Below are 26604 nucleotides of genomic sequence, written 5' to 3' on the forward strand. Positions count from 1 at the left end.
AGCCGACCCATGGCGCATGCAATATTTCGACGATGTCCCTTGTCCCGAGGGCGTTCGGGTCCCCACCGAAGACGGCGACGCCTGGGCCTGGTACCCGGCCTACAAGTGGGTCTACAACAAGCTCGAGATCGCCGAGCGCCAGGGCCTGACCTGCGGCCCGCACGGGCTCGAGCCGCCTGCCTTCCCCGTCTTCTCCAAGCCGATCTTTAACATGCGCGGCATGGGCGCGGGCAGCCGGGTGATGCGTACGCTGCGGGAATACAAGGCGTTCCAGCGCCCCGGGCACATCTGGATGCCGCTGTTTCAGGGCGAGCACGTCTCCTCGGACGCAGCCGTGGTCGAGGGCGACGTGCGCTGGTGGCGCCACAGCATCGGCAAGCCGCTCGAGGGCGGCACCTTCGACTACTGGACCGTGCTGGCCGAGGCGCGCCCGGCCATCGAGGACTATTGCGGCGCCTGGATCGCACGCAACCTCGCCGGCTATACCGGCATGGTCAACCTCGAGACCATCGGCGCGCGAATCATTGAGGTGCATCTGCGCTTCGCCGACCAGTGGCCCGACCTCTACGGCGGCCGCCCCTGGGTCGAGGCGGTGATCCGGCTCTACGAGAAGGGCGCCTGGCGCTACGACGACGGCGCGCGCCGCACCGGCTACAGCGTGGTGCTTTTCGGGCCCCATGGCATACAGTATGCTCATCCGCCGGAAGAGCTGGTCGACGAAATCCGGCAGTCTCCGGAGGTCACGAGCGTGCAGATCACCTTCCATGAAGACCGGCCGCCCTCCTGGCACTCCATGCCGCCGGGCGGATTCCGGCTCGCCATCGTGAACACCTGGGACCTCGAAACCGGCATCCGCGCCCGCGAGCGCCTGGCGGCCCACTTCACCGCCAGCGGTCAGGCGCTGCCCAAGCGTGGCCAGCGCCGCGCGCCGGAGCCAGGGGGGAAGGGCGCGCCACGCCGTGAGTGATCTGATCGACCCGGTCGACCTGGCCTCGATCGTCGAGATCGAAAACCTGTGGATTCCCATGCCCGACGGCATCCGCCTCGCGGCGCGCCTTTGGCGCCCCCGGGGCGCCGAGCGCAGGCCAGTGCCGGCGATCCTCGAGTTCATTCCCTACCGCAAGCGCGACTTCATGCGCTCGCGCGACGAACCGATCCACCGCTACTACGCGCTCAGCGGCTATGCCAGCATCCGTGTCGATCTGCGCGGCAGCGGCGATTCGGACGGCGTGCTCGAGGACGAATACTCGGCCGCCGAGCACGAGGATGCGGCGGCCATCATTGCCTGGCTGGCGGAACAGCCCTGGTGCACCGGCGCGGTCGGCATGACCGGCATCTCCTGGGGCGGCTTCAACGCGCTGCAGGTCGCGGCGCTCGCGCCCCCGGCGCTGAAGGCGATCATCACGCTGTGCGCCGCCGACGACCGCTACGCCGACGACGCGCATTACCGTGGCGGCTGCCTTCTGAACGAGAACATGCAGTGGGGCTCGATCCTCACGCTCTACAACGCCCTTCCCCCCGACCCGGAGATCGTCGGCGAGCGCTGGCGCGCGATGTGGCGCGAGCGGATCGAGGCGGTCGAGCCCTTCCCCGCCCTGTGGATGGGGCACCCCTGGCGCGACGGCTACTGGCAGCACGGCTCGGTCAGCGAGGACTACGGCGCGATCCGCTGCCCGGTCTACGCCATCGGCGGCTGGGCCGACGGCTATACCAACGCCGTGCCGCGCCTCCTCGCCAACCTGCGCGTCCCCTGCAAGGGCCTGATCGGCCCCTGGGCGCACGCCTTCCCGCACGACGCGCGACCCGGCCCGCAGATCGGCTATCTGCAAGAGGCGGTGCGCTGGTGGGACCACTGGCTCAAGGACATCGACACCGGCATCATGGACGAGCCGGCGATGCGCGCCTGGATGCAGGAGAGCGTGGCCCCCCAGCCGCAATACGATGAGCGCCCGGGCCGCTGGATCGCCGAGCCGTCCTGGCCCAGCCCGCGCATTGAGCAGCGCCGTCTCGTCCTCGACTGGGGCTATCTCTCGTCTGAACCGGCCGAGGCGCATGAGGTCAGCTTCTCCTCGCCCCAGACGCTGGGCATGCGCGGTGGCGAGTGGTGCGGCTTCGGCGCCGACGGCGAGGCACCCAGGGACCAGCGCCCCGACGACGGCGGCTCGCTGGTCTTCGACAGCGATGCCTTCAAGGAGCCGGTCGAGTTGTTCGGCGCGCCGGTGCTCGAGATCAGGCTCAGGTCCAACCGCCCGGTGGCCTTCCTGGTGGCGCGGTTGTGCGATATCGCTCCGGACGGCGCCTCCGCGCGCATCTCCTACGGCATCCTGAACCTGTGCCACCGGCAGGGCCACGAAAGGCCCCAGCCGCTGGAGCCCGGTGCGTGGAACGACATCCGGCTCCAGCTCGACGATCTCGCCTGCGCCATTCCCGCCGGGCACCGCCTGCGGCTCGGCCTGTCGACCTGCTACTGGCCGATGATCTGGCCGGCGCCCGAGCCGGTGATCCTCACGGTCGAGACCGGCAGCGGCGCCCTCACCCTGCCGGTTCGCCCGCCGCGCGCCGAGGACGCGGCGCTGCGCCCCTTCGAGCCACCCGTCTCGGCGCCCGGCACCGAGCACAAGAAGCTCAGGCACCTGCCGATGCGGCGCACCGTCGAGATCGACCTGGCCAGCAACGAGATGGTCTACACGCTCTACGGCGACGGCGGCGAATTCGGTGGCGCGGCGCTGGCGCGGATCGAGGAGATCGGCCTCGACATCGGTTACACGCTGAGAAAGCGCTACCGCATCATCGAGGACGACCCGCTCTCGGCCGAGACCGAGCTGGTCCAGTCCACGACTCTGAAGCGCGGCGATTGGTCGGTGCGCCTCGAGTGCCGGATGCAGCTCAGCGCCGGCGCCGAGGCGTTCCAGTTCTCGGGCGACCTCCAGGCCTTCGAGGGCGAGGTGCCGGTCGCCCAGCGCGACTGGACCCAGGCAATCCCGCGCCGGCTGCTCTAGTGTCGCGGCCCCATAAAAGCGCCGCCCAGTTGGAACTCAACGCGGGCGAGGATCTGTGCGGCCCTAACGGGGATCGCGACGCGAACTGAACACGCGAGGACCTATCTTTGAACCGATATATGCCAAAAGGCCTCCCGTTACCCACGCCATGGGTGGACCAACCAGCGACGCCCCGGCGCCGGCACTGGGAGTGGCAGCATTCAGAACAAATTCCTCAGTCATCGCCATCCAGAGAAGAAGGTAGGGGACGAGGAGACCCGCCAGCCCGCCGGCCAGCGCCAAATTGGCTGACTGAGCGTCAGGCCGAAAACGGACGACCGTGCGTTTGGCTGTGCCAGCGAGGATGAAAAACGGCCAGTTGAATACGACCGCAATCAGCGGCAACAACGCAAGATCCTCCCGGCTTTCGGGGTGACCGTGAATTACTTTCGCCACTTCGATCGCCTTGGCTGCCGCAAGGGAAATCACCGGCAAAAGGAACGACAGCCCGACGATCAGCAACCGCCATCGGCGAATGCTTCTACGTTCCTCGGGCGTTACAGGCAAAGAGAGTTCAGAATTTTGAGAGGCCATGGACCAGCCCCGTGGCAGGCAAACTCAGCTGATTAACTTAATGCAAAGAAGCGTCGTTGGGAGCTGAATTGTGATCTGCTTTCTCTGCAGGGAGACTACAATGAGTCCCGATTCTGACTGTCTCGCGGAAACACAGTTTATCTGGCATATGGCGCTTCTTCCAACCGGCACGTGAGAACGGCGCGAGTCGATAACGGTCGAGGTGCGTGACTGGACCCGCACAATCCCGCGCCGGCTCCTCTAGCGTTGTGGCTTGGTTCTGCGTCCGTGAAAGAGTGCGCAGCGGTGTGCCACGAAGCAATCCGCCTCGTTAACCATAAATGCGGCTCACAGGGGATTTGCAGCTAATTCAATGCGTTGATACCGTGGCCACGCGTGGACAGGGTACGCGGCATCCCATTTGGGCGTGCGGCGGCACCCGTCAGCGGACTTACCGCCCGACTCGGGCGAAGGCCGCATCGATCACCATCTCCAGCATGCGCGCGTAAGGGATGCCGGCGTAGCTCGCCATCATGGCCAGCTTCGCATCGTAGCCCCAGGCCGGGTTGGGATTGCACTCCATCAGCTTCGGCCGGCCGTCGGCGGCGACGCGGAAATCGAAGCGCCCATAATCCTGCAGGCCGAAGCGGCGGAACAGCGTCTGGCACCAGCCGACGAGCCGGCGCAGGGTTTCCGGATCGATCCGGGCCTCGCGATAGCCGATGTCGGTCCAGTAGGGCGAGTCCGGGTCGGTCTTGGACTCGAAGGACAGGATCGGGTTGAGCCCCTCGGGCAACTGCGAGTAATCGACCTCCAGCGGGGGCAGGGCGGCGAGCCCCGCGTCGGGGTTGCCGATCAGCCCGACGCCATATTCGGTCCCCGGCAGGTATTCCTGCCACAGCACGTCGCTCAGCGGCAGCTCGCGGGCCAGAAAGTCGAGATAGGCCTGCGCTTCGGCCGCGTTGCGCACGACCGCGTCTTTGGTGATGCCGACGCTGCCGTCGGCGCGGTTGGGCTTGAGCAGCGCCGGATAGAAATCGGGCAGCTGGTCCCACGCCCCGCCGGCCGGAAGGTAGCCCTCGCGCGGCACCTCGACCCCAAGCGCCTGCGCCACCAGCCGCACCACCTGCTTGTCGAAGCACAGGATCATCGCCTGCGGCGTGGCGCCGGTATAGGGAATGTCGTTGAGTTCCAGCCAGGCCGGCAGGTTCAGCTCGCGGGTCGGCACGTTGAAGACCCCGGTGTCGCAGAAGTTCACGACCAGATCGGGTCGCGCGCGAGCGATACGCTCGAACAGCGCGCTGTGGTTGTCGATGACCGTCACATCGAACTGCCCCAGGCTTCCCAGCGCCTCGACCATCTGCTGGTGCGTGGTCAGGTCCTGCGGCCCCCAGGCAGCGGCGAGCTTGGTGCTGTCGGGGCGGGAGTGGTCTCCCGTGACGACGACGAGACGGCGAACCTCTGGCATGGTGGGCCTCTGCGCTGATTGCCGAAATTTCCTGCACCCAGACTATAACAACAATCCGCATGGCCGCATCCGACGGAGCGTGCCTGCATCGACGTATCACGCACGGGCTGGGAGCAGCCCGGTGCGGGAGACACTATTTTCCCTGGACGCAGGCAGATGCCCTTCCTTGCAAGATCTTCCGCTACCCGACCCCTGGAGCGTTGCGATGTCTGAAAAGCGGCGAGCGGGCAGCTCGAAAGTGGAAATCGAAACGGTGCTCGGCGTGGGCCGCGCCTCCCGCGGCCGATGGCGCCGCTGGCTGGTCGGCGGCCTGGTTCTGCTTGTCGCCGCCGGCGCCGGCTATTACTGGGTCGGCTCCGGCAACGGGGCGGGAAGCGTCCAGTACAGGACCGAAACCGCGACGACCGGCGACATCGTTGTCACGGTGACCGCCACGGGCACCATCCAGCCGACCAACGAGGTGCAGGTCTCCAGCGAGCTCTCGGGCATCGTGCGCAGCGTCAACGTCGACTACAATTCGCAGGTCAAGGCGGGCGAGGTTCTCGCCGTGCTCGATACCGACAAGCTGAGCGCCACGGTCGACAGCGCGCGCGCGCAGCTCAGTGCCGCGAAGGCGAACGTGCAGGTCGCCGACGCCACCGTCACCGAGACGCAGCTCCAGCTCAAGCGCGCCAAGTCCCTCGCCAGTCGGCAGGCGGGCACGGTCCAGGACCTCGATTCCGCGCGTGCCGCCTATGACCGCGCCGTCGCCGCGCTGGCGAGCGCAAAGGCCGAGGTAGACGCCGCCCAAGCGGACCTGAAGCTGAACGAGACCAATCTGGAGAAGGCGCAGGTGCGCTCGCCGATCAACGGAACCGTGCTCGACCGCAATGTCGAGCCCGGCCAGGTCGTGGCCGCGTCGCTGCAGGCGCCCACGCTCTTCACCATCGCCGAGGATCTGACCAAGATGCAAGCTCAGGTGGATGTCGACGAGGCCGATGTCGGCAAGGTGCACGAGGGGCAGAAGGCCACCTTCACGGTCGACGCCTATCCCGGCCGCAGCTTCAATGCGACCATCAGCCAGCTGCGCTTTGGCTCGCAGGTGGTGCAGGGCGTCGTCACCTACAAGGCGGTGCTCGATGCGGCGAACCCCGACCTGCTGCTGCGCCCCGGCATGACCGCGACCGCCGAGATCACCGTCGCCGAGGTGAAGAACGCCCTGACCGTGCCGAACGCGGCCTTGCGCTTCAGCCCGCCGGTGCAGCAGGCGCGCCGGTCCCGCGGCGGCCTGCTGAGCGCGCTTCTGAGTCCGCACTTTTCCTTCCGCGAGCCAAGCCGCCCCGAGGCGACCGGGCCCAACCGCACGCTGTGGGTACTGCGCGATGGCGTGGCGACGCGCGTCCCGGTGAAAGTCGGCGCAACCGACGGGAGCCGGACGCAGATCGTCGCCGGCAAGATAAATCCGGGCGAGAAGGTGATCGTCGATGCTGTCACGCCCGCAGGTTGAGGTGGAGGTGCCCGTTGCGGAGGACTTTGCCCTCGCCCCGCCCCTGATCGAGCTCAGGCAGGTGTCGCGCGTCTACGGCAGCGGCATGGCCCGCGTGTTCGCGCTCGACGCCATCGACCTGACCATCGGTGACGGAGAGTTCGTCGCCATCATGGGCCCCTCCGGCTCGGGCAAGTCGACGGCGATGAACACCATCGGCTGCCTCGATACGCCCAGCAGCGGCAAATACCTGTTCCGCGGCGTCGATGTCGGCGCTCTAAGTCGCGACCAGCGGGCCCTGTTGCGCCGCCACTACCTCGGCTTCGTGTTCCAGGGCTTCAACCTGTTGGCGCGCACCTCCGCGGTCGAGAATGTCGAGCTGCCGCTGATCTATCGCGGCGCCGATCCGGCCATCCGACGCGAGCGCGCGCTCGACGCGCTCGCGCGCGTCGGCCTCACCGGGCGTGGCCACCATGCGCCGAACGAGCTTTCCGGCGGCCAGCAGCAGCGCGTCGCCATCGCCCGTGCCATCGTCACCGACCCGGCGGTGCTCCTGGCCGACGAGCCGACGGGCAACCTCGACACCCGGACCAGCCAGGAAATCATGGATCTTCTGACGCAGCTCAACCGGGCCGAGGGCATCACCGTGATCATGGTCACGCACGAGCCCGACATCGCGGAGTACGCGCAGCGCACGATCCATTTCCTCGACGGTCGGCTCGATGCCAGGCCGGTGCAGCGGGAGACGCCGTGATGTTCCTCGAAGCGGTACGGCTGGCGGTGCGGACGATGGCGCGCAACGTGCTGCGCTCCTCGCTGACGATTCTAGGCATCGTCATCGGCGTCGGTGCCGTGATCGCGATGGTCACCATCGGCAACGGCGCGACGGCGAAGGTGTCGGCCGACATGGCCAAGCTCGGCAGCAACCTGCTGTTCGTCCGCCCGGGGCAGTTCGGCCCGGGCCGCTCGAGCTCGGACGCGCGCCCCTTCAACGCCCGTGATATCGAGGCGCTGCGCACCCAGCTCTTCGGCGTTAAGGCGGTAGCGCCCGTGGTCCAGAAACAGGTCACGGCGATCTACGGCTCCCAGAGCCGCAACACCTCTGTGACTGGCAGCGACAACGATTTCTTCGTCGCGCAAAACTGGCAGCTCAGCGCCGGGCGCCAGTTCCAGGAAGGCGAGATTCGCAGCGGTCGCGCCGTGTGCATCCTCGGCCAGACCGTACGCAAGACGCTGTTCGGTAGCGCGGACCCGGTCGGCCAGAAAATCCGCGTGAACAAGATCGCCTGCGACGTGATCGGGCTGCTCGAGGCGAAGGGCCAGTCGAGCTTCGGCTCCGATCGCGACGACATCATCCTGATGCCGCTGCGTGCGGTGCAGCGGCGCCTGGTCGGCAACCCGGACATCCCGGCTATCTACGTCTCGGCCCGCGACGGCGTGCAGACCTCCAAGGTCCAGGCCGACATCGAGCGGCTGTTGCGCGAGCGGCGCAACATCGGCCCGCGGCAGGAGGACGACTTCACCGTGCGCGACATGCGCCAGATCGCCCAGACGCGAACCGCGACCACCACCGTGCTGACCGCGCTTCTGGGTGCGGTCGCGGGCGTCAGCCTGCTGGTTGGCGGCATCGGGATCATGAATATCATGCTGGTCTCGGTGACCGAGCGGACACGCGAAATCGGCATTCGACTCGCAGTCGGCGCCCGCGAGTCCCAGGTGCTGACCCAGTTCCTGGTCGAGGCCGTGATCCTGTCGCTCATGGGCGGCATGGTCGGCATCGGGATCGGGCTGGGGCTGGCCCTTCTGGCCGCGGCGCAGATGGGGATTCCCTTCATTCTCGACCCCTCCATCGTGTTGGTCGCCTTCGCCTTCTCCGCCGCGATCGGCGTCCTGTTCGGTTTCTTCCCGGCGCGCCGGGCCGCGCGACTCGACCCGATCGAGGCGCTCCGGCACGAGTAGCGGCCTCGATTGCGGCCGAGGTCCTGCCAGCCTTGGCCTTCGCAAGTTTCCCGCCGAAGTTATCGATGTTTTCGGCGCGTCGATGATTCGAAACCGATTGACCAAATGCCGGAAATTTAATCCTGTGTTATGGTCAGTTGGATTCACATCTGCTAATCGGTGGAATTGAACTTGCGTTGCATTCGTCCATATCGATGTTTGGCTCCACGAGAATGGGAATGAAAATCATGACGAACGAAACGCCTACGAACAGCGCCAATGGCGATCCGCAGCGTGACGAGATGATCTCTCTGACGGCCGACATCGTGGCGGCCTATGTCAGCAACAACGCTGTTTCATCCAGCGATCTGCCGGGATTGATTGAAACCGTCTTCCTGACCATGCAGCGGGTCGGCGCACCCGCCGCGCCGCCCGAGCCGGAGCAGCAGCCCGCAGTGCCGGTGAAGCGGTCTGTCTCGAACAAGGCGATCGTCTGCCTCGAATGCGGCAAGGGGCAGAAGATGCTCAAGCGGCACCTGGCTTCCGCGCACGGGCTGACGCCGGACGAGTACCGGGCCAAATGGCGCTTGCCCTACGACTATCCGATGGTGGCACCCGACTATGCCGAGAAGCGCCGGACGCTGGCCAAGGAGATCGGGCTCGGTCGCAAGCCTGCCGCGAGCCAGCCCAAGCGCAAGCCGCGCCGCTAGGCATCGGGGCGTACTCGGGCGCCGCCGGGCCAGCCGGGCCGATGCACGCCTGTCCGCGGCAAAACGACCCGGAAGCATGGCCGGGCAGCTCGCGGCTGGGAGGCATTGATCGGCGGCATCGAGCGGAGCGGAGCCCGGCCGAGTGCGGCTGTCCTCGGCCGGCGTTGCCGGCGCATGGCGCGCTTTGGTTTCGGCGCCCGAGGGCAGGGGCGCCGGCACCGCGGCGCAGCCCGGACCGAGGTCAGAAATAGCGGTTCGTCACCTGAACGGTTGCAAAGACGGGAAACGGGGATCCGTCGGGCAGGTCGATGCGTGCCAGCTGGCGACGGTCGCCAGGGCGAAAGGCCTTCTGGAACGCTGCCGGCAGTTCCTGGGACACCGGCAGGATTCCCGTGATCACCCCGTTCACGGAATGTCGGCCGTCGCTCACGCGCACAGCCGTGCCCCGGTCAATCGCAAACAGGTAGTTCTGCGGCAGATAGGCGAGAATATAGCTCTTGCCCGAGAAGATCGAAAGAATCGGGTCGCCGGCGTTGTAGACCTCGCCGACCGCCGGCACGTCGGCGCCGACGGCGCCCGACACCGCGGCGCGGATGGTGCCATCGCCGAAATGCGATTTCAGCGCAGTCAGGGCATCGTTGAGCGTGCGCCGCGCCTCGGTCAGCGCAGCAATCTCGGAATCGAGCGACTTGCGCTCGCTGGCAAGCCGAAGCCGCGCGGTCTGCGCGTCATAGTTCGCCCGCATGGCGTTGTCGTAGCGCTCGGTCAGCACGAGGCCGCGGCCGACGGCGCCGTCGAGACGCGTGAGGGCGCCTGCCGCTTCCTCGGCCCGCTGCTTCGCCAGCGGCAGGAGATCGGCGGCCAGGCTCATCCGTGAGCGCAGCGCCGCCTCGCGCTGAGCCAGCTCGGCCTCGCGCGCCGAAAGATCCGCGACCCGGTCGAGGATCTCGGCCGAGCCGACGTGCAGCAGGACCTCGCCGGCGTGCACGCTCTGGCCATGGCGCACATGCACGGCCTCGATGCGTACCACCGAGGTGGCGGCGACCGCGGTGCGATCGCGCAGCACGATGCCATCGGCGTGCAGCATCACCAGGCCTCCCCAGAAATAGTTCGCGAGGCCGAGGCCGAGTACCGCCAGCATCAGAAGGTAGATCCGTCGTCCCAGTCCGCGACGCCGGCGGCGGATCTGGTTGACATGGTTGTCCGAACGCGGACGCCTGCGCAGTTTCCTGACCATGTTCAGCCGCGCGCGCCGTGCACCTTGGCAGGCACGTACTCGTCCCGGTAGGAGGCGTCGAAGACCCATTCCTGAAGATAAGCCGCCAGTCTGATGAAACGCATGAAGACTCCGTTGAACAGGGTGTAGAAGAGCAGATAGGGAAGCAGGGGCAGGCAGTGCGTCCGGGGCGTCGCATAGGCGGCGAGCAGGAAGCTCACCGCATCCAGCATGACCAGCCCGGCCTGCGCGCCCAGAAGGACGACCACGCCCAGCTCGCCGAGACTGGAGAACAGCCACAGCAGATAGACCGGCAGCGCCGCGGCCGCCACAACGTTGAAGGCCAGGAACTCCAGCTCGTGCATGAGCTCGACGGTGCGGAACCGCGGCGAGAACGGGTTCATCAGGTCGATATGCTTGCGATAGCGCAGGCGCACGGCGTCGCGCTCCCAACGGAACCGTTGCGCGAGGAGGCCCCCGAGCGTCTCGGGAACGTCGGTGTAGCACACGGCGTCGCCGGCGAAGCGAATTTCCCAGCCCTGCTGGCGCAGTCTCAGGGTCACATCCAGGTCTTCGCCGCTGCCCGCGTCGAGGCCCGCGACGGAGTCCAGCGCCTCCTTGCGGAAAGCCCCGAATGCGCCGGAGACGCAGGAAACCTGGCCCAGCACGTCCGCCGCCTGTCGCCCCAGGGAGATGCTGATCAAGTATTCGATCGCCTGAAAGGCGGAGATCAGGCTTGCGTCGGGGTTGCGCACTTGGACGTTGCCGCACACCGCGCCGACCGAGGGACTTTCGAAGGCGGCCACCATGTTGCGCAGGGCGTGGCGGTCGAAACTGCAGTCGCAATCGACGTTGATCAAGATGTCGCCCGTGGCCGCGCGGACCGCCAGATTGCAGGCAGCCGCCTTGCCGCCGCGCAGGTCGGTGGCGTGCGCCCCGTCGATCAGCCCTCGGCGCAACAGGTCGTGCAGTCGCGCCCGCATCCGGTCGGTGGAGCCGTCGCTGACCAGGATGATCTCGTCGGCCGGCCGGCTTTGCTCGCGCAGGGCTTGAACACAAAGCTCGATGCTGTCGGCCTCGTTATGGCCGGCGACGACAACGCTGACGCGGTGCCCGTCGGCCTGCGCCGCGCCCTCCTCGCCGGGGCGTGCTCCGAAGAACGCGGCGATGGCGAAGGAGAAGGTATAGCGCGGCACCTCGAACACGGCCACGTACCAGAACAGCGCCAGAAGCGTCGCCCCGGTCTGCGCGCCGAGATAGTCCAGGCTCTCGCCGATCAGTTGCTGCATCAGCCGATGTCCTCGGGACCGAAGACAGTGATCATGGCGCCGGGGTCGTGGCGCAGCGCCGCCGCGGCGCGCCCGCACAGCTCGTCGAGCCCGGCGCGCGTCCGGTTCGGCTCGGCGCCGGGCAGCAGGGCATAGTCGAAGGCTTGACCCCGCGACAGCTTGGCCTCGCCGCCCAGCACCTGCTGCATAGTCTCGAGGAACAGTTGGCGAAGTCGCGCGAACTGACGCGGGCCGAGCTGCTGGCTCAGCTCGCGTTCGTTTTCGTAGGCGATGTTGAGCAGGGAGAACGGCGTGCCGCTGTCGTTGAACCGCTTTGCCGCGTCGTTGAGCGCGATCACCAGATCGAGCGGAAGCTCGGCGAAGCGCAGGCTGCGCTGCGCCAGGCCGAGGAAGGATTGCCCCGCCTCCAGATAGCCCGCGGCACGGTCGGTCAGCCGGTAGGAGAAGATGTCCCGCGTCTCCACCGTGTCGCCGTCGTAGCGGTTGGCGCAATCGACACAGACGAAGCCGACCGCGGGCTCGGAGGTGCCGTTGCCGCAGGCGGCGCAGACGACCATCATCCCCGGCCGGTCGTAGTCGCGCCCGAATCGCCGCAGCTCGCGGCGGCATTTCGGGCAGACCAGGTCGTCCCCGTCGCGGAAATCCGACTCCGGGCCCTGATAGGCGCAGCTGAAGTGGTGCAGGTAGGAAACCTCCTCAAGGCACGCCGCGCCGCATTCGGGGCACTCCTCGCGCACGTTGAAGCGCGCCGAGGCGCAGCTGGCGCACACATGCAGACGATCAAAGAACTCCGCAGCGAGCATTCCCTCCTCGACCAGCCGGCTGGCGGTCGGGCGCAGGGCTTGCAGGTCGAGCATGGTGTTGTAGCTGACGAAGCCGCGCGCGGCGCCGTCGAGCCGCGGCATCAGCGTGCCGCCGGCGACGTGGATGCGACCCAGCAGCTTGTCGGCGGGCGCGTCGGAATGGACGAGGTCCCGGTGCAGCCCGGCGCGGCGGTCATGGAAGGTTTCGATCAGCTCGCGCACCGTATCGGCATCGCTCGTGGCAAGGGTTGAGGCGTCGAGGTCGGCGCACCCGCCCAGGCTGGCCGTCAGATCGATCACCGGCAGCAGATGGCGGCCGCGGCCGTTCCACAGCAGGGGGCGGTCGGGCGGCGGCACCGGCTCGCGGATCAGCACGGCATCGTAATCCTCCCCCACGATGCTGCGCAGCGCCCGCCCTCCCGCCATGCGGGGGTTCAGGTCGTCGGGCCAGCGCAGGAACCGGTAGTCGAGGCTCTCGACCGGCGAGCGTCGACGCGGGCCGGAGCCATGGCCGGCCGCCGCGGACCGCTCCGCCGCGCCGCCCGACCCCCCGGGGCCGGATGTCGGGCCGGATGTCGGGACCGTGCCGGCCAGCTCCTCGACCGCGTCGCAGACCATGTTGATGTCGAGCGGCTTGGGCAGGACGCGGTCGAAATGCTCGCAGTTGGCCGGGTTCTCCAGCAACCCCTCGACGTCGCCGGTGATGGCGACGAAATGAGGTCGCCGTCCGTCCGGCTGCTCGGCGAGGAAGGCGACCACGACCTCGAGACCGTTCAGTCCGGGCATATTGTAGTCGAGCAGCGCCACGTCGAACGGCCGCTTGCGCAAGGCGTCCAGTGCCGTGGGGCCGTCGGCGGCCATTTCCACCCGGTGCCCGCGCTGCTCCAGCACCAGCTTGAGCAGGTCCTGCGTGACCGGGCTGTCCTCGGCCACCAGCACGCCCTGCGCGCCCGGCGCTGGCCGGCCGTCGAGGATCTGCGCGTCGGCCTCCTGCGTTTCGCTCACGCAACATCCTCCTCGATTGACCGATCCGCCATCGGCACTTGCCGCGCCTGTGCGGCCCGCCCCTGTGCGGCCCGGCCCGGTGCGGCCATTGCGCCGGAGCCGCGCGGCCGCGCTTGCGCCGGCAGCGGACCCGGGACTCGTGCATCGCCGAAGAACGTAAATTACTGATTAAAGGGATGTTTGGTAAATGCCGCAGGAATTTATTTACCGAATCATGGAAGAGTTAGCCGCTGTGCATCTCTGTTAGATGCAATCATCGGCGATTACGGAGAATCAATGGATGCTCTTGTGCGGTTCTTCTCCGGGCGCGGTGCCGGGTCCGCTTCCCTTGTGCGTCGTGGCTCGCCCGGGATCGCGACACCTGCACGAGGGGCCTGCGTGATGGCGCAATCGCTAAGGCGCATCTGCTATGTCGAGGACGAGCCCGACATCCGCGCCGTCGCCCGGCTGGCCCTGACCGCGCTGGGGGGCTTCGAGCTCGATGTCAGCGCGTCTGGTCCCGAGGCGCTCGAGCGGATCCCGCAGTTTCGCCCCGACCTGGTCTTGCTGGACGTCATGATGCCGGGCATGGACGGGCCCGAGGTCTTCGCGCGGCTCAAGGGGATACCCGGGTTTTCCTCGACGCCCGTCGTCTTCATGACCGCCAAGGCACAGAGTCACGAGGTCGCACATTATCATCGGCTGGGCGCGGCCGGTGTGATCACCAAGCCGTTCGACCCGATGACGCTCTCCGATACCGTGCGGGCGATCTGGGACGGCGCCCACGCGCCGCGTGAGGCATGAGGATGCAGGACGAGCTTCGCGCCCTGATCGAGCGCCATTGCGTCACGCTCATCGGTGAGGCAGCTGCGGTGCGCGACTGCCTGGCCCGTCTGGCGGATCCCGCGGCCGATCGGGCCGCGGTGGTGGCCCAGGGCGCCGGCCTGGCCCACAAGATCAAGGGCAGCAGCGGCTCGATCGGCTTCGGGGAAATCAGCCGGGCGGCGCAGGCGCTGGAGGTCCACCTGCGCGAGCTCGCGCGCCTTGAGGGCCGGCTGGATGAAGCCCAGGTCGAACGGGCCATCGGGCTCGGGCGCGAGCTGGAAGCGCAGACTGCCGCGATCAGGCCGGAACACTCGGCACTTTACGGTGCTGTCTGACGGCCGCGGGCCCGGCTCTGGCGCCTTGCGGCCTGTCGACCTCCGAGCTGACCTCGCGATCCTCGGGCCGAGGCAAGTCGGCGACGCCTGACGGCGACTCTCATTCGTTGCGGTCCGCACCGGCCCGCGGCCCGGACGGCCAGCAAAGGATGCGCCGTCCGGCGCAGCTCGCGAGCGCCGTGAGCATGAAGACGCTGCCGAACTGCCAGACGAGGACCATGAGGCTGGAATCCTGCGGATGGAACAGGCGCAGCCCGAAATTGCCCAGCCCCGCCGCCGCCAGCGCACCGAGCCCGACGGACAGGTGCGGGAAGAGCGGTGCGCCGCGGCGCAGCATGATCATCATGGCCAAGGCAGGCAGGGCGCCGGTCAGCGCGATCGCCGGCAGGCACAGCCAACCGGGGCGCAGCGCCAGGCCATGGGGTCCGACCACCACCAGCGTTGCCACGCAGCTTTGGCCAAGGCTTCCCAGCCAGATGGCCAGTGGCAGGGCGGGAAGCAGCACGATGCTGCGCCGATAGCCCGGGATCGTGCTGGCGAAGGCCGCTGCCGCGGCGGTGATGCCGGTCGCGAGCGTGGCGGCCTGTTCGACAACGAAACGGGGGTCGGCCAGTTTTGCCGACAGGTCCGGTCGCACCGACATGACCAGGACGATGGCGGCAATCCAGGGTGCGGCGAGCGCCGTCCAGATCGCGGCGCGCGCCCACGGGCGCGTGAGCGGCCGCACGGGCCGTGCGGCGCTCGCCAGGTCGCGGATCAGCGTTTCAGTCTGCACGGTCCTTGCCCTCTGTCAGCAGCCTGCGCAGGCTGGTTATGCCGCGATGCACCGATACCTTCAAAGCGCCCGTGCTGGCGCCGGTTGCGAAGGCGGCCTCGCGCAGGGTCATTTCGCGCAGCTTCACCATCTCGACGGCCTCGCGCTGCCGCGGCGGCAGTGTCGCGATGGCTCGCCGCAAGGCTTCGGGGTCGCCATAGACCTCACGCCCACTCGGCGCGGCTTCGGGACGCATGAGCGCGGGGTCCGCCACCTGGACCTCGTGGGCGTTCCGCCGAGCGTGGCACCGTCCGCTGTCGGCCAGCCGATTGCGCGCGATCGCCATCAGCCAGGGCATGAACGGGCGCCGCGGGTCGTAGGTCGCCCGCACGGCATGGAGCGAGATCAGGATGTCCTGGACGATGTCCTCGATCTCCGCGTCGGGCAGAAACTGGCGGCGGCTGCGCACCGTTTGCCGCAAATGCGGCATGATGCGCCGGAGCAGGACGGTGTAGGCCTGCCGGTCGCCCGCCTGGGCCGCCTGCATCAGGCTTTCGTGGGATAGGCTCTCTCGCGCAGGCCTGCAATCGGAACGGTCCGTCATCCAAATGCCCCACTTCGGCAGCGGTCCCCGCACCGGGGCTGACACGCAGCGCACGCGCCCCGTTGCGGGTCCGTGGCCGGTGATTCCGGCTGTCCGTGTGGCCATGAGACCCGGCATTGTCGGTCCGGTGCAAGTGTTTGAGCCCCGGCGCGGCCTGACATCGGGTCACAATCACTTGAAAACCTGCGAATCCGCCCCCACGCGTCCGGTCCCGCGATGGCCGCTGCGCCCGTGCGCCCACCGCCCGATCAACCAGTCGAGCGAAACCCGGCCGGCGCCTGCGGCCATCAGCACCAGCATCATCGCCGCCCACTGGATGTGCGTGGGCCAGGCCTGCGGGTAGATGAAGATCTCGATCACCAGCGTCATGCCGAAGACCGTCAGTGCGGCGAACCGGGTCGCAAGACCAAGGATCAGAAGCGGCGGGACCAAAAGCTCGATCGCGACCGCGGCATAGGCTGCCAGCGTCGGCGGCAACAGCGGCAGGCGGTAGTCGGTGTGAAACATGTAAAGCGTGGTGTGCCAATCGGCGAGATGCGTCTGGGCTGAGCTCCAGAACACCTTGGCCAGTGCCACGCGGCAGGTCACCGCGATCAGCCAGTAGGGAATCCGATCGAGCCAGCCGATGACCCTGTCGATCCAGGCAATTGCTCCGCTGGTTCCTGCCTTCATGACGGGTCACCGTGCATGAGACCTCTGCGGCGGTCCGCTGCCCGTATCCCTGTGAAGCAGCCGCGCGAGACCAACTCGGCCAGCAGCGGCGCCGCCTCGGCCGGCCCCGTGGCGACGAGCGCCTCGCCGACCGTCCGTCCCTCGACGAGCGCCTGCGCCAGCTCGAAGGCGACCGGCGACAGCACGCTGATCTCGGGCACGCCGGCGGCGCGATAGACGGCCAGGGTCTCGCCGCCCGAGCCGGGATCAATCCCCGCCAGCGCCTCGCCGCGCGCCTGGGCATCCTCGGTCAGGACCGCCTCCCAGATCGCGCGGGCCGGATGCTCGAGGCGCAGCAGCGACAGCGCCGGGTGCGGACAAAGGCGCAGCTCCGCCCGGCTGTCGTGCGGAAAAGCCGCAAGCGCTTCGATGCCGGCCGCCGGCGCCGCGGGGGCGTGCCAGGCTCGGTTGATCGCCCATTCCAGCCGCGCCACATCGGCCAGGTAGGGCAGGCCTGCGGCCGCGGGGAATGACTCCAGAAAATCCGCCAGACCGCCTCCATAGCGGTAAAGATCGGCTTCGATGGGCGGCGCCGCGACGATGAACTGCCGCGCCGCGGCGGCGAAGAACGCCGCGCCGACCAACCGCTCGACCGCGGGATAGCAAAGCCGCAGCGCCCGCGTGAGGTTGTTCAGCACGTTGTTGCGGTAGATGTTCAGGCGGACGTCGGCGCTGACCTTGCCGCCCGGCACCGCTGCGGGCGGTGCGCCCGTCTCGGCAAGCACCGCATCGCGGAAACGTCGCTGCAGGTCAATCAGCGCGGGCATCGCGCGCTTGACTCTGGCCGCCGGCGAGGTGATCGGCCGCCAGCGCTGCCTCGTCGAGCAGCACCTCCAGTGCGGGAATCTGTGCGTCCCACTCGATCAGCGTCGGCCGCGGGCCAATCGTCGCGAGTGCGGCGCGGTAGAGACGCCACACCGCGGGCGACACCCGCCGGTCGTGCGTGTCCAGCAAGAGCGGCGCCGCATCGCCGTCGGCCTCGCTGTGCCCGGCGAGGTGGAATTCGCCGATCGCCCCGGCGGGCAGGGCGCGCAGGTAGGCTTCCGGGTCCCAGCCGTGGTTGGCGGCGCTGACGAAGACGTTGTTCACGTCGCAGATCAGGCCGCAACCGGCCCGCGCGACCAGCGCGCCGAGGAACTCCGGCTCGGGGATGGTGGAGTGGCTGAACTGCAGGTAGGTCGACGGGTTCTCCATCAGGATCGGCCGCCCCAGCGCCTCCTGCACTTCCTCGACATTGCGGCACACGACCGCGAGGCTTTCCTCCGTCAGCGGCAGCGGCAGCAGGTCGGCGAGAAAGTCGTGGTCCACGGCGCCCCAGGCGAGGTGCTCGGATACCAGCCCGGGGTCGATCCGCTCGGCAAGCTCAGTCAGCGCGGCCAGATGCCCGCGGTCTAGGCCCTCGGCCGAGCCAAGCGAGAGGCCGACGCTGTGCAGCGAGACCGGATAGTCCGCGCGTACCTGTTCGAGGATGGCCAGGCTGGCCTCGCCCAGATAGTTCTCGCTGTGCACCTCGACCCAGCCGATGCCGGGCCGGCTGTCGAGCAAGGCGCCGTGGTGGGGGGCGCGCAGTCCGATCCCCGCCGTCGCGGGGATCGTGCCTGCGCACCGGCCGTTCATGGCTCCGGTGGCCATCATGGCAGTTGCGCTCACATATTGGCGGGCTTGAGCGACCCGCCCGCGAGCTTGCTGCAATCGCCTTGCGGCAGCAGCACGAACGAGTTCGGATCCCGCGCCTTGGTCGCCTGGCCGGCACAGGAATGCGCGCCGGCGGCACAGTCGTTGCGCCCGACGGCGTTGACGCCATAGCACTTCTGCAGGTTCTGCGCGGCCACCCGCTGCATGTTCTTCTCGATCACGCTCTTGCTTGCGCCGGGATGCTCCTTAAGCATCATGTCGAGCTTCTTCTGCATCTGCGGCGTCATCTGCGCCGATGCCGGGGTGGCGGCGCCTGCCGCCAGGGCCAGGGCGGTGGCCACGGCGGAAACGGTCAAGCTGCGACGATCCATGATTCTTCCTTTCCTGTCGTGGTGCGTCCATCGCCGACGCACACGGGTTCTTTCGCAACGGGGACGGAAAAGGTTACATCCGCCTCCTTGCGGCCGGCGCAAGCTGGCCTGCCAAGGGCCCGCCGCCGTTCTCGGGGGTTCCGCCGGGAAATCGGCATCTTCGCACGGTGTGGAACACGGCCACGGCGTCGTGATCGCCATCCGCAGCTTCGCCCGATCAGGGCGCAAGGCCCGCTTGGGGCCCCGGGGCGTGCGCGCTCGTGAGGGCAGTGCTCGAACGCGAGAATGCTCTGGCAGACCCGGCGGTGCCGCGTGCCAAAAGGCGGCCCGGTTTCCGATTCCTCGTCCCGGCGACACGAGAGACATCATTGCGGACGGCCGGACGCTGCAACTAGGATGGATGCGGCATCGCCTTCGGCCGCGCAGTCCTGCACGACCGATACCCGACCGATACCCGACCCGGAGCCCTGAGATGGAACTCGCCGCGGCCGCTGCGTCTCTTCTCATCGAGTGTCCAAAGCCACGCAGCTTCGTCCCCGACGAGTACGACGTGACCGTTGCCGATATCATGGTGGATTGGCGCAAGGCCGAAAGTGCCGACGTGGCCCTCCTCGGCATCCCGTTCGACACGGCGGTCTCGGGACGCAGGGGCTGCAAGGACGGGCCCAACAGCATCCGCAATGCGCTCGTGTTCTCCAACGTCTACGAGCCAGGCCTCGACATGGACCTGTCCACGGGGTTCGCGCTGACCGACTTCGGGAACGTCGACGTGCTTTATACCGATGTGCTCGGCACGCACGAACGCGTCGAGACCGTGGTGACCGGCATCGTCGAACTGGGTCTCACGCCATTGATACTCGGCGGCGACCATTCGCTCGCCTATCCCGACATCAAGGGCGTGATGAACAACCTGGCCGGCAAGATCGGCGTCATCAACGTCGATGCGCATCTCGACGTTCGCCATTCCCACCATGGCGAGGTCTCCAGCGGAACGCCTTTTCGGCGGTTGATCGATGATCCCTCAGGCAAGCTCGACCCGAAGAACTTCGTCGAGTTCGGCATCAACTCCTGGCTGAATTCCCGCTACTACATGGATTACTGCCGTGACCTCGGCGTCAGCGTCATCACCGCGCGCGACCTGCACCTGAACGGGATCGGGCCTGCGATCCAGCAGGCGCTCGACGTCGCTGCCGCGGGCACGGAGGCCATCTTTCTGAGCTTCGACATCGATGCCATCGACTGCGCCCATGTGCCGGGCACGAATGCTCCAAGCGTCGGCGGCCTGACCTCTTTCCAGGCGCTGGAGACCGTCTGGCAGATTGGTCGGCACCCGAAGTGCCGGGGGATGGACATCGTGGAAGTGGCCCCCTCACTCGATGCCGCGAATGTCAGCTCGATCATGGGGGCGGCGCTGGCGATGCAGTTCATGGGCGCCACCAAGCGGCGGCTGGAGAACGCCGCAGCGTGACGCTTTTCGTCAGTCTGCCGAAACTGTCGGGCCAATCCTCAGCTTCCCTGTCCCCGACCAGGGCTGGCGGCTCCAGCATAAAACGATCGTGTCAACCCGATCTGTTCTCACCTCTGTTGGCCAGGACAGACGCACAAATATTGACTTGGTGGCAGAAGGAACCGAACCTTGGATTACGGTCACCGCTTTTTTGGGAAAGACTCAGCGAAAGAGCCGAACGAATGAAGAGCCTTGGCCTTGATGCGACCGATATTCGCATCCTCAGCGCGATCCAGAAGCATGGGCAACTGAGCAAGGCCAGGCTGGCCGAGATCGTCAATCTGTCGCCTACGGCCTGTTGGGAACGCCTGAGCAGGCTGAAAACGGCGGGGTTCATTCGTGGCTATCGTGGCGTCATCGCGCTGGATCGCATCGGTGACTTTACCCAGGTCATCGTGACGGTCTCACTGACGCATCACCGCAAATCGGATTTCGATCGGTTCGAGGCTCATATTCGCAAGCTGGACGAAATCACCGAATGCATCGCGACCGGCGGCGGCATGGACTATGTCTTGAAGGTGTTCTGCCCGAACCTGGCCGCCTTTCAGACCCTGATGGACTCCCTGCTTGCGGCTGAACTGGGGATCGATCGGTACATGACCTACATCGTGACGCGCGAGATCAAGTCCGAATCGCCCAACCTTGCAGCTCTGGCCGCCAAAACCGAAAACTGATGTCATCCGACTGAATGGTCTGCAAGACGCCTGACAAAAGCCCGCCTGGTCTTGCACCTGCACATTTTCAGTCCGACCTCGGGCGCTTCTGATGTTAGAAATTCACCGCATCCAGACACCCCGCAGCGGTTCGTACCGCTGGTGAAGAAGGACCAAGACCATGACACAGTCCGACGATTTCGGGTTCGGCACGCAGATCCGCAAATCCCCCTATTTCGACGCGACCGTCCGTTGGGGCGCTCGGGGGTTCTCGGTGTACAATCACATGTATATCCCGCGCGATTTCGGCGATCCGGAACAGAACTTCTGGAACCTCGTGAACGACGCGATCCTGTGCGATGTGGGTGTCGAGCGGCAGGTCGAGATCACCGGACCCGATGCGGCGAAGTTCGTGCAGATGCTCACCCCGCGCGATCTCTCCAAGCTGGCCGTCGGGCAGTGCAAGTACATCCTGATCACCAATGCGGACGGCGGTATCCTGAATGACCCGATCCTGCTGCGGCTGGCGGAGAACCACTTCTGGATCTCGCTGGCCGACAGCGACATCCTGCTGTGGGCGCAGGGCGTGGCGGTCTTTGCGGGCATGGACGTCACGATCCGCGAGCCGGACGTGTCGCCGCTGCAGCTGCAGGGCCCGAAGTCGGGCGAGGTGATGAAGGCGCTGTTCGGCGAGAGCATCATGGACCTGAAATATTACTGGCTGCGCGAGGTCGAGCTGGACGGCATCCCGCTGATCGTGTCGCGCACCGGCTGGTCCAGCGAGCTGGGCTACGAGCTCTACCTGCAGGACGGATCGCGCGGCGACGAGCTGTGGGAGAAGATCATGGCGGCCGGCAAGCCCTTCGGCCTCAAGCCCGGCCATACCTCCTCGATCCGCCGCATCGAGGGCGGGATGCTCTCCTATCACGCGGATGCGGATATCAACACCAACCCCTACGAGCTGGGCTTCGATCGCCTGGTCAACCTCGACATGGAGGCGGACTTCATCGGCAAGGCCGCGCTGCGCCGCATCCGCGACAAGGGCGTGAGCCGCAAGCAGGTCGGTCTGCACATCGAGGGCGAGCGGCTGAAGGGGCCGAACACCACCTTCTGGGCGATCGACAAGGACGGAAACACCGTCGGCAAGGTCACATCCGCCGTCTATTCGCCGCGCCTCGAGAAGAACATCGCCCTGGCGATGGTCGCGGCCGACTGTGCCGAAATCGGCACGGTGGTCGAGGTTGCGATGCCGTCGGGACCGCGCCGGGCCACCGTCGTGGAGCGGCCGTTCTTCGACCCGAAGAAGAAGATCGCCGCCGCCTGAAAAGGCCAGGCCAAGGGAGATTGAAATGTCCGAACTTGCCATCGAGCTGCACTGGCAGCGTTCCGAGCCGAGCCTGCAACCCGGCAAGTACTCCAACGCGCATTCCGTGCAGTTCAACGACACCTATGATCTGCGGGTGGATGCCGCCCCCGACTGGGGCGGATCTGCCGAGAACACCAATCCCGAGCAGGCTCTTGCCGCCTCGGTGTCAAGCTGCCACATGATGACGTTTCTGGCGCTGGCTGCGAAGGCCAAATGGCCCGTCGCGACGTTCTCCGATCGTGCCGTCGCTCATCTGGGCAAGAACGCCAAGGGCCAGATGTCGGTCACCCGCATCGATCTGCATCCGGTGGTGCGCTTCGACAAGGGCTTTTCGGTCGAAGCGGCCGATCTGGAAAAGATGCACGATCGGGCGCACCGCTATTGCTTCATTGCCAACACGCTCGCCGAGAGCGTCGAAATCAACATCCTATAGGCCCCGGGCGCTTAGTCGGCCTGTACTGGCGCCCGAACCGGGCTCTGCCGAACGTCTGAAACCGCGCCGGCGGTTTCAGACGACGGTCTTGGCTGCGGTCGAGAGAACGTGGTGCAGCGAGCCCGCCGACGAGCGAGGGCCGAGCACGGCGTAACGACGGCCCGGCTCAAGGCAGAGCAGGAACACGCCGACGTGCTCCATGATCGTGCGGGTCGAATCGCCGGCCTCCGAGACCCCGAGATCGACCGCGCAAAGCCGTTCGAACATCGCCGCGACGCTCTCGCCCGTGACGACGAAGCGGGCCCAGGCGTCCGTCTGATCGGTGATCGAGGCGCTGGCGCCGAAAGCGGCCTTCAGGCTGCCCTCGAGGTCGGACTCCGCGTCGAGGTCGGTCTCGACGAAGAACTGGCCGGGACCCGTCCAGATGACGCGATACCGGTCGTTCGCCCCGAAGCGTCCCGGCGCGGGCATTGCGACGCCCAAAGCCGCGTCGGCCGCGGCGTCGAAGTCCGCTTCGCGCCCGAGGCGGCAGGCGAGGGAGGCGAGGGCGCGGGACACGTCCTCGGCGATCTCGATCGCGCCGATGCGGTCGGTGCGGGGGCTCTCTGCGCCGAGCGGCGTCAGGGTGGTGAGGCTCAGGTCAGGCACGGAGACGCTCCCCTTCCGGATCTACGAAATGCGGCGAGACAACCTCGACCTCCACGTCGCTGTCGCTGAGCAGGTCGACGGCGCGCACGACGTCACCGAGGCGCTCGGACCCGTTCTTGAGAAAGCCGAGTCCGATCGAGTGTCCAAGCGTGGGCGAGTACGCCACCGAACTCATCCAGCCCTCGTCGTTTTCCACGTTCGCCGGCCGGCCGCGGGCAATGAAGTGGGCGCCCGCCCTCAGACGTGTCGCCCGGTTCACCGGGCGGAAGCCGACCAGCCGGAGACCGTCCTCCCGGCTCAGGCCCTCGCGTTCCGACAGCGTCGACCCGATGCTGTCCTTCTTCTTCGACACCATCCGGCCCATTCCGAGATTCATTGCCGTCGTCTGGCCATTCAGCTCATTGCCGGCGGCATGCCCCTTCTCGATGCGCATCACGCCGAGGGCCTCGGTGCCGTAGGGGCAGACGCCGAACTCCTCGCCGGCCGCGAGCAGGGCGCGCATCATGGAGTTGCCGTAACGGGTCGGAACGGCGATCTCGTAGGCCAGCTCACCGGAGAAGGAGATGCGGAACAACCGTGCCCTGTGGCCGCCGCACACGGTGATCTCGCCGCAGGCCATGAAGGGAAAGGCCTCGTTCGAGATTTCGTGCGTCGGGTCGACCACCTTGCGCAGCAAATCGCGCGCGCGCGGCCCGGCGACCGCGAACTGCGCCCATGCCTCGGTCGTGGAGATCAACTGCACGTCGAGATCGGGCCACAGACACTGGCGGCAGAACTCGAGGTGGCGGAACACGGACACGGCATTGGCCGTGGTCGTCGTCATGACGAAGTGGTCCTCGGCGAAGCGTGCCGTGGTGCCGTCGTCCTTCGCCATGCCGTCCTCACGCAGCATCAGTCCATAGCGCACCTTGCCGACCGGGAGCTTCGCGAAGGCGTTGCAGTAGACGCGGTTGAGGAACTCGGCGGCATCCGTGCCCTGGACGTCGATCTTGCCCAGCGTGGTCACGTCGCAGACGCCCACGGCCTTTCGCACCGTCTCGACCTCGCGGTCGACGCTCTGGCGCCAGTGCGTCTCGCCCGGGCGCGGAAACCACTGGGCGCGCAGCCAGGCCCCGGTCTCGACGAAAAGCGCGCCCTGATCGCTCGCGAACGGGTGCGAGGGCGTCAGCCGCGTCGGCCTGAAGTCCTGCCCGCGTGCGCGGCCGGCAAAGGCGCCGATGGCGACCGGCGTGTAGGGCGGGCGAAACACGGTGGTGCCGGTTTCCGGGATGGTTGCGCTGCAAAGCTCCGCCATCACGCCGATGGCGTTGATGCTCGCCGTCTTGCCCTGATCGGTCGCCATGCCGAGCGTCGTGTAGCGCTTGAGGTGCTCGACCGAGCGGAAGTTTTCCTGGTGGGCAAGCTTCACGTCCTTCACGGTCACGTCGTTCTGCTGGTCGAGCCAGGAGCGGCCCGGACCTCCCTTGACGTGCCACAGCGGCGTAATCGCCACCGCCGCGTCCTCGGCCTGCGGAAGCTCCATCGCGGGGGGCTTCAGGTCGAGATCGGCGAGCGCTTGCTTCGCGGCCTCGGCTCCGCCGGACAGCGCGCCCGCGGTCGAGAACGCACCCGCGGCGGCGCCGGCGACGGCCATGCCCGGGGGCAGCTCGCCGCCCGGGACGAAGGCGGCGATCTCCTCGCGCCAGACCGGCCGCCCGCGGTGGTGACAGGTCAGGTGGAGCGCGGGGTTCCAGCCGCCGGAGACGCCAAGCGCGGTGCAGGCGATGGTCCGCTCCCGCCCGTTCGCCTCGCGCACCGTGACGGAGGAAAGCCCGAGCCGGCCCCGTGCGTCGGTCACCTGTGCGCCGCGCAGGTGCTCGGTGCCCTCCAGCGCCTGCGCGTCCGGGCGCGCATCGATCACGGCGGCGATCTGCACGCCCTTGGCGGCAAGGTCCCGCGCGGTGCGCAGCCCGTCGTCGTTGTTGGTGAAGACCGCCACCTGCCGTCCGGGCGTGACTGCCCACCGGTTCGCATAGGCGCGCATTGCGCCGGCCAGCATGATCCCGGGGCGGTCGTTGTTGGAGAAGGCGATCGGCCGCTCGATCGCGCCGGCGGCGAGGATCGCGCGCCTGGCGTATATTCTCCAAAGCGTCTGCCGCGGCTTGCCCGCCTGAGGAGAAGGCAGGTGGTCCGACACGCGCTCGAGCGCACCGTAAATGCCGTGATCGAAGGCCCCGATGACGGTTGTGCGCGGCATCAGCCGGACGCTCTGCATGGAGGCAAGCTCGTCAAGGACGTCACGCGCCCAGTCCGCCCCGGCCTGCTCGCCCAGCGCAAACGTCTCCGCATTGAGGCGCCCGCCCATCGCGAAGTCCTCGTCTGCGAGGATCACGCGGGCGCCGCCCCGGGCCGCTGTCAGGGCCGCGGCGAGGCCCGCAGGACCGGCTCCGATGACGAGCAGGTCGCAGTGCTGGAACCCCTTGTCGTAGCTGTCCGGGTCGGGCTGGAACGAGAGTCTGCCGAGCCCCGCGGCGCGGCGGATGATCGGCTCATAGACCTTCTCCCAGAACGCCTTCGGCCACATGAAGGTCTTGTAGTAGAAGCCGGCCACGAAAAAGGGCGAGAGCAGGTCGTTCACCGCCATCGCGTCAAACTCGAGCGACGGCCAACGGTTCTGGCTCTCGGCCACGAGGCCTTCGAACAGCTCGGCGACCGTTGCCCGCGTATTCGGCTCGCGCGCCGCGCCGTCGCGCAGCTCGACCAGGGCGTTGGGCTCCTCCGAGCCGGCTGTGAGCGGGCCGCGCGGGCGGTGATACTTGAAGCTCCGCCCCATGAGGCGGACGCCGTTGGCGAGCAGCGCAGAGGCGATGGTGTCGCCGGGATGCCCCCGATAACGCTTGCCGTCAAAGCGGAAAGAGAGCGACCGGCTCCTCTCGATGAGACCGCCCGACAGGCGGTTTGCCTGCCCCGAGGACGCGCCTTGGCCACCGCCGCCTGCCGCGCCGCTCCTGTCCTGCGGATGCCGCACGAGCCGGTCGCCGCCGAAGGTCATCATCCGGGTCATCGGCTGCGCCCCCGCTGTCGCGCCACGTCTCGCGCCAGGTCGACATGCACGATGGCATGCGTGCGGGTGTCGCGCGTCACCACCAGCCAGGAGCGGTCGCCCTGTTCGTGGAACCACAGCTCGCGGTGCTCGCCGGCGGGATTGTCGCGCAGATAGAGGTACTCGTAGAACCGCTCCACCGCGTCCGGGTCCTGCCAGTCGGGCCGGTCGATCAGACTCGCGTCGCCGAGATAGGTGAATTCCTGCGCGTCGCGCGGGCCTAGAAGCGGGTGATCGATGATCATTCTGGAGGCTC

At 67.5% G+C, this 26604-nt stretch carries 26 protein-coding genes; 12 read left to right on the top strand and 14 right to left on the bottom strand.

Annotation, left to right across the window (positions count from 1 at the left end; all coding sequences use genetic code 11):
* The first annotated feature begins 16 nt into the window (after nucleotides 1–16).
* On the top strand, nucleotides 17–967 hold the full coding sequence (locus AC32QD_RS06535; RefSeq protein ID WP_492009679.1) for a hypothetical protein: 951 nt from the start codon (nucleotides 17–19) through the stop codon (nucleotides 965–967).
* The gene (locus AC32QD_RS06540; RefSeq protein ID WP_492009680.1) at nucleotides 960–2999 is read left to right on the top strand and encodes a CocE/NonD family hydrolase; all 2040 of its coding nucleotides are present in this window, start codon (nucleotides 960–962) and stop codon (nucleotides 2997–2999) included. Before AC32QD_RS06535 ends, AC32QD_RS06540 begins: the two co-directional genes overlap by 8 nt.
* A gap of 63 nt (nucleotides 3000–3062) precedes the next feature.
* On the opposite strand, the gene AC32QD_RS06545 is transcribed toward AC32QD_RS06540, so the two are convergent.
* The gene (locus tag AC32QD_RS06545) at nucleotides 3063–3500 is read right to left on the bottom strand and encodes a hypothetical protein (protein WP_492009681.1); all 438 of its coding nucleotides are present in this window, start codon (nucleotides 3498–3500) and stop codon (nucleotides 3063–3065) included.
* Between the two features lie 502 nt (nucleotides 3501–4002).
* Entirely contained in the window at nucleotides 4003–5019 is a 1017-nt protein-coding gene (locus AC32QD_RS06550; protein ID WP_492009682.1) for a D-alanine--D-alanine ligase family protein, read from the bottom strand.
* Between the two features lie 238 nt (nucleotides 5020–5257).
* On the opposite strand from AC32QD_RS06550, the gene AC32QD_RS06555 reads away from it, so the two are divergent.
* The 4 genes from AC32QD_RS06555 to AC32QD_RS06570 all read left to right on the top strand — a co-directional run bounded on the left by AC32QD_RS06555 (nucleotide 5258) and on the right by AC32QD_RS06570 (nucleotide 9132).
* Nucleotides 5258–6505 (top strand): efflux RND transporter periplasmic adaptor subunit, encoded by a 1248-nt coding sequence (locus AC32QD_RS06555; RefSeq protein WP_492009683.1) that lies wholly within the window; start codon nucleotides 5258–5260, stop codon nucleotides 6503–6505.
* Between the two features lie 85 nt (nucleotides 6506–6590).
* Nucleotides 6591–7238: an ABC transporter ATP-binding protein gene (locus AC32QD_RS06560; RefSeq protein WP_492009713.1), complete on the top strand. Its 648-nt coding sequence runs from the start codon at nucleotides 6591–6593 to the stop codon at nucleotides 7236–7238.
* Nucleotides 7238–8443, top strand: a complete 1206-nt coding sequence (locus AC32QD_RS06565; protein WP_492009684.1) for an ABC transporter permease — start codon at nucleotides 7238–7240, stop codon at nucleotides 8441–8443. Before AC32QD_RS06560 ends, AC32QD_RS06565 begins: the two co-directional genes overlap by 1 nt.
* A 218-nt stretch (nucleotides 8444–8661) precedes the next feature.
* Complete coding sequence (locus tag AC32QD_RS06570; RefSeq protein WP_492009685.1) at nucleotides 8662–9132, top strand: Ros/MucR family transcriptional regulator; 471 nt, start codon at nucleotides 8662–8664, stop codon at nucleotides 9130–9132.
* A gap of 241 nt (nucleotides 9133–9373) precedes the next feature.
* Here AC32QD_RS06570 and AC32QD_RS06575 read toward each other — a convergent pair whose 3' ends face one another.
* The 3 genes from AC32QD_RS06575 to AC32QD_RS06585 are packed head-to-tail and all read right to left on the bottom strand — an operon-like array spanning nucleotide 9374 to nucleotide 13445.
* Nucleotides 9374–10369, bottom strand: a complete 996-nt coding sequence (locus tag AC32QD_RS06575; protein WP_492009686.1) for an HlyD family secretion protein — start codon at nucleotides 10367–10369, stop codon at nucleotides 9374–9376.
* A 2-nt stretch (nucleotides 10370–10371) separates the two neighbouring features.
* On the bottom strand, nucleotides 10372–11637 hold the full coding sequence (locus AC32QD_RS06580) for a glycosyltransferase family 2 protein (protein ID WP_492009687.1): 1266 nt from the start codon (nucleotides 11635–11637) through the stop codon (nucleotides 10372–10374).
* Nucleotides 11637–13445 carry a TackOD1 domain-containing metal-binding protein gene (locus tag AC32QD_RS06585; protein ID WP_492009688.1) on the bottom strand — a complete coding sequence of 603 codons (1809 nt, stop codon included), beginning with the start codon at nucleotides 13443–13445 and terminating at the stop codon, nucleotides 11637–11639. Before AC32QD_RS06585 ends, AC32QD_RS06580 begins: the two co-directional genes overlap by 1 nt.
* 381 nt (nucleotides 13446–13826) lie before the next feature.
* Between AC32QD_RS06585 and AC32QD_RS06590 the strand changes: the two genes are divergently transcribed.
* Complete coding sequence (locus AC32QD_RS06590; protein WP_492009689.1) at nucleotides 13827–14228, top strand: response regulator; 402 nt, start codon at nucleotides 13827–13829, stop codon at nucleotides 14226–14228.
* A 2-nt stretch (nucleotides 14229–14230) separates the two neighbouring features.
* Nucleotides 14231–14584, top strand: a complete 354-nt coding sequence (locus AC32QD_RS06595; RefSeq protein ID WP_492009690.1) for an Hpt domain-containing protein — start codon at nucleotides 14231–14233, stop codon at nucleotides 14582–14584.
* Nucleotides 14585–14684: 100 nt separating this feature from the next.
* Here the strand turns inward: AC32QD_RS06595 and AC32QD_RS06600 are convergent, their stop codons facing one another.
* The 6 genes from AC32QD_RS06600 to AC32QD_RS06625 form a co-directional block, all read right to left on the bottom strand.
* Nucleotides 14685–15359 carry an NrsF family protein gene (locus tag AC32QD_RS06600; protein ID WP_492009691.1) on the bottom strand — a complete coding sequence of 225 codons (675 nt, stop codon included), beginning with the start codon at nucleotides 15357–15359 and terminating at the stop codon, nucleotides 14685–14687.
* Complete coding sequence (locus AC32QD_RS06605; RefSeq protein WP_492009692.1) at nucleotides 15349–15885, bottom strand: sigma-70 family RNA polymerase sigma factor; 537 nt, start codon at nucleotides 15883–15885, stop codon at nucleotides 15349–15351. The genes AC32QD_RS06600 and AC32QD_RS06605 overlap by 11 nt, the downstream gene beginning before the upstream one ends.
* Before the next feature lie 228 nt (nucleotides 15886–16113).
* Nucleotides 16114–16614, bottom strand: a complete 501-nt coding sequence (locus AC32QD_RS06610; RefSeq protein WP_492009693.1) for a DoxX family protein — start codon at nucleotides 16612–16614, stop codon at nucleotides 16114–16116.
* Nucleotides 16611–17420, bottom strand: coding sequence for an HvfC/BufC family peptide modification chaperone (locus AC32QD_RS06615; RefSeq protein ID WP_492009694.1), 810 nt, complete (start codon nucleotides 17418–17420; stop codon nucleotides 16611–16613). The genes AC32QD_RS06610 and AC32QD_RS06615 overlap by 4 nt, the downstream gene beginning before the upstream one ends.
* Complete coding sequence (gene bufB / locus AC32QD_RS06620) at nucleotides 17404–18288, bottom strand: MNIO family bufferin maturase (protein ID WP_492009695.1); 885 nt, start codon at nucleotides 18286–18288, stop codon at nucleotides 17404–17406. The genes AC32QD_RS06615 and bufB overlap by 17 nt, the downstream gene beginning before the upstream one ends.
* A gap of 11 nt (nucleotides 18289–18299) precedes the next feature.
* Nucleotides 18300–18659 (bottom strand): BufA1 family periplasmic bufferin-type metallophore, encoded by a 360-nt coding sequence (locus tag AC32QD_RS06625; protein WP_492009696.1) that lies wholly within the window; start codon nucleotides 18657–18659, stop codon nucleotides 18300–18302.
* 472 nt (nucleotides 18660–19131) lie between these two features.
* Here AC32QD_RS06625 and AC32QD_RS06630 point away from each other — a divergent pair, with 472 nt between their 5' ends.
* From AC32QD_RS06630 to AC32QD_RS06645, 4 genes are all read left to right on the top strand, one after another.
* The gene (locus AC32QD_RS06630; RefSeq protein WP_492009697.1) at nucleotides 19132–20127 is read left to right on the top strand and encodes an agmatinase family protein; all 996 of its coding nucleotides are present in this window, start codon (nucleotides 19132–19134) and stop codon (nucleotides 20125–20127) included.
* A 221-nt stretch (nucleotides 20128–20348) separates the two neighbouring features.
* Entirely contained in the window at nucleotides 20349–20840 is a 492-nt protein-coding gene (locus AC32QD_RS06635) for an Lrp/AsnC family transcriptional regulator (protein WP_492009698.1), read from the top strand.
* Nucleotides 20841–21000: 160 nt separating this feature from the next.
* Complete coding sequence (locus AC32QD_RS06640; protein ID WP_492009699.1) at nucleotides 21001–22143, top strand: glycine cleavage T C-terminal barrel domain-containing protein; 1143 nt, start codon at nucleotides 21001–21003, stop codon at nucleotides 22141–22143.
* Between the two features lie 25 nt (nucleotides 22144–22168).
* Nucleotides 22169–22618 (top strand): OsmC family protein, encoded by a 450-nt coding sequence (locus AC32QD_RS06645; RefSeq protein ID WP_492009700.1) that lies wholly within the window; start codon nucleotides 22169–22171, stop codon nucleotides 22616–22618.
* A 75-nt stretch (nucleotides 22619–22693) separates the two neighbouring features.
* On the opposite strand, the gene AC32QD_RS06650 is transcribed toward AC32QD_RS06645, so the two are convergent.
* From AC32QD_RS06650 to AC32QD_RS06660, 3 genes are read right to left on the bottom strand one after another with little or no spacing between them, the layout of a single operon-like run.
* The gene (locus AC32QD_RS06650; RefSeq protein WP_492009701.1) at nucleotides 22694–23266 is read right to left on the bottom strand and encodes a sarcosine oxidase subunit gamma; all 573 of its coding nucleotides are present in this window, start codon (nucleotides 23264–23266) and stop codon (nucleotides 22694–22696) included.
* Nucleotides 23259–26309 (bottom strand): sarcosine oxidase subunit alpha family protein, encoded by a 3051-nt coding sequence (locus tag AC32QD_RS06655; protein WP_492009702.1) that lies wholly within the window; start codon nucleotides 26307–26309, stop codon nucleotides 23259–23261. The genes AC32QD_RS06650 and AC32QD_RS06655 overlap by 8 nt, the downstream gene beginning before the upstream one ends.
* Complete coding sequence (locus AC32QD_RS06660; protein ID WP_492009703.1) at nucleotides 26306–26593, bottom strand: sarcosine oxidase subunit delta; 288 nt, start codon at nucleotides 26591–26593, stop codon at nucleotides 26306–26308. Before AC32QD_RS06660 ends, AC32QD_RS06655 begins: the two co-directional genes overlap by 4 nt.
* Between the last annotated feature and the right edge of the window lie 11 nt (nucleotides 26594–26604).

The organism is Thermohalobaculum sp. (genome assembly GCF_058622915.1).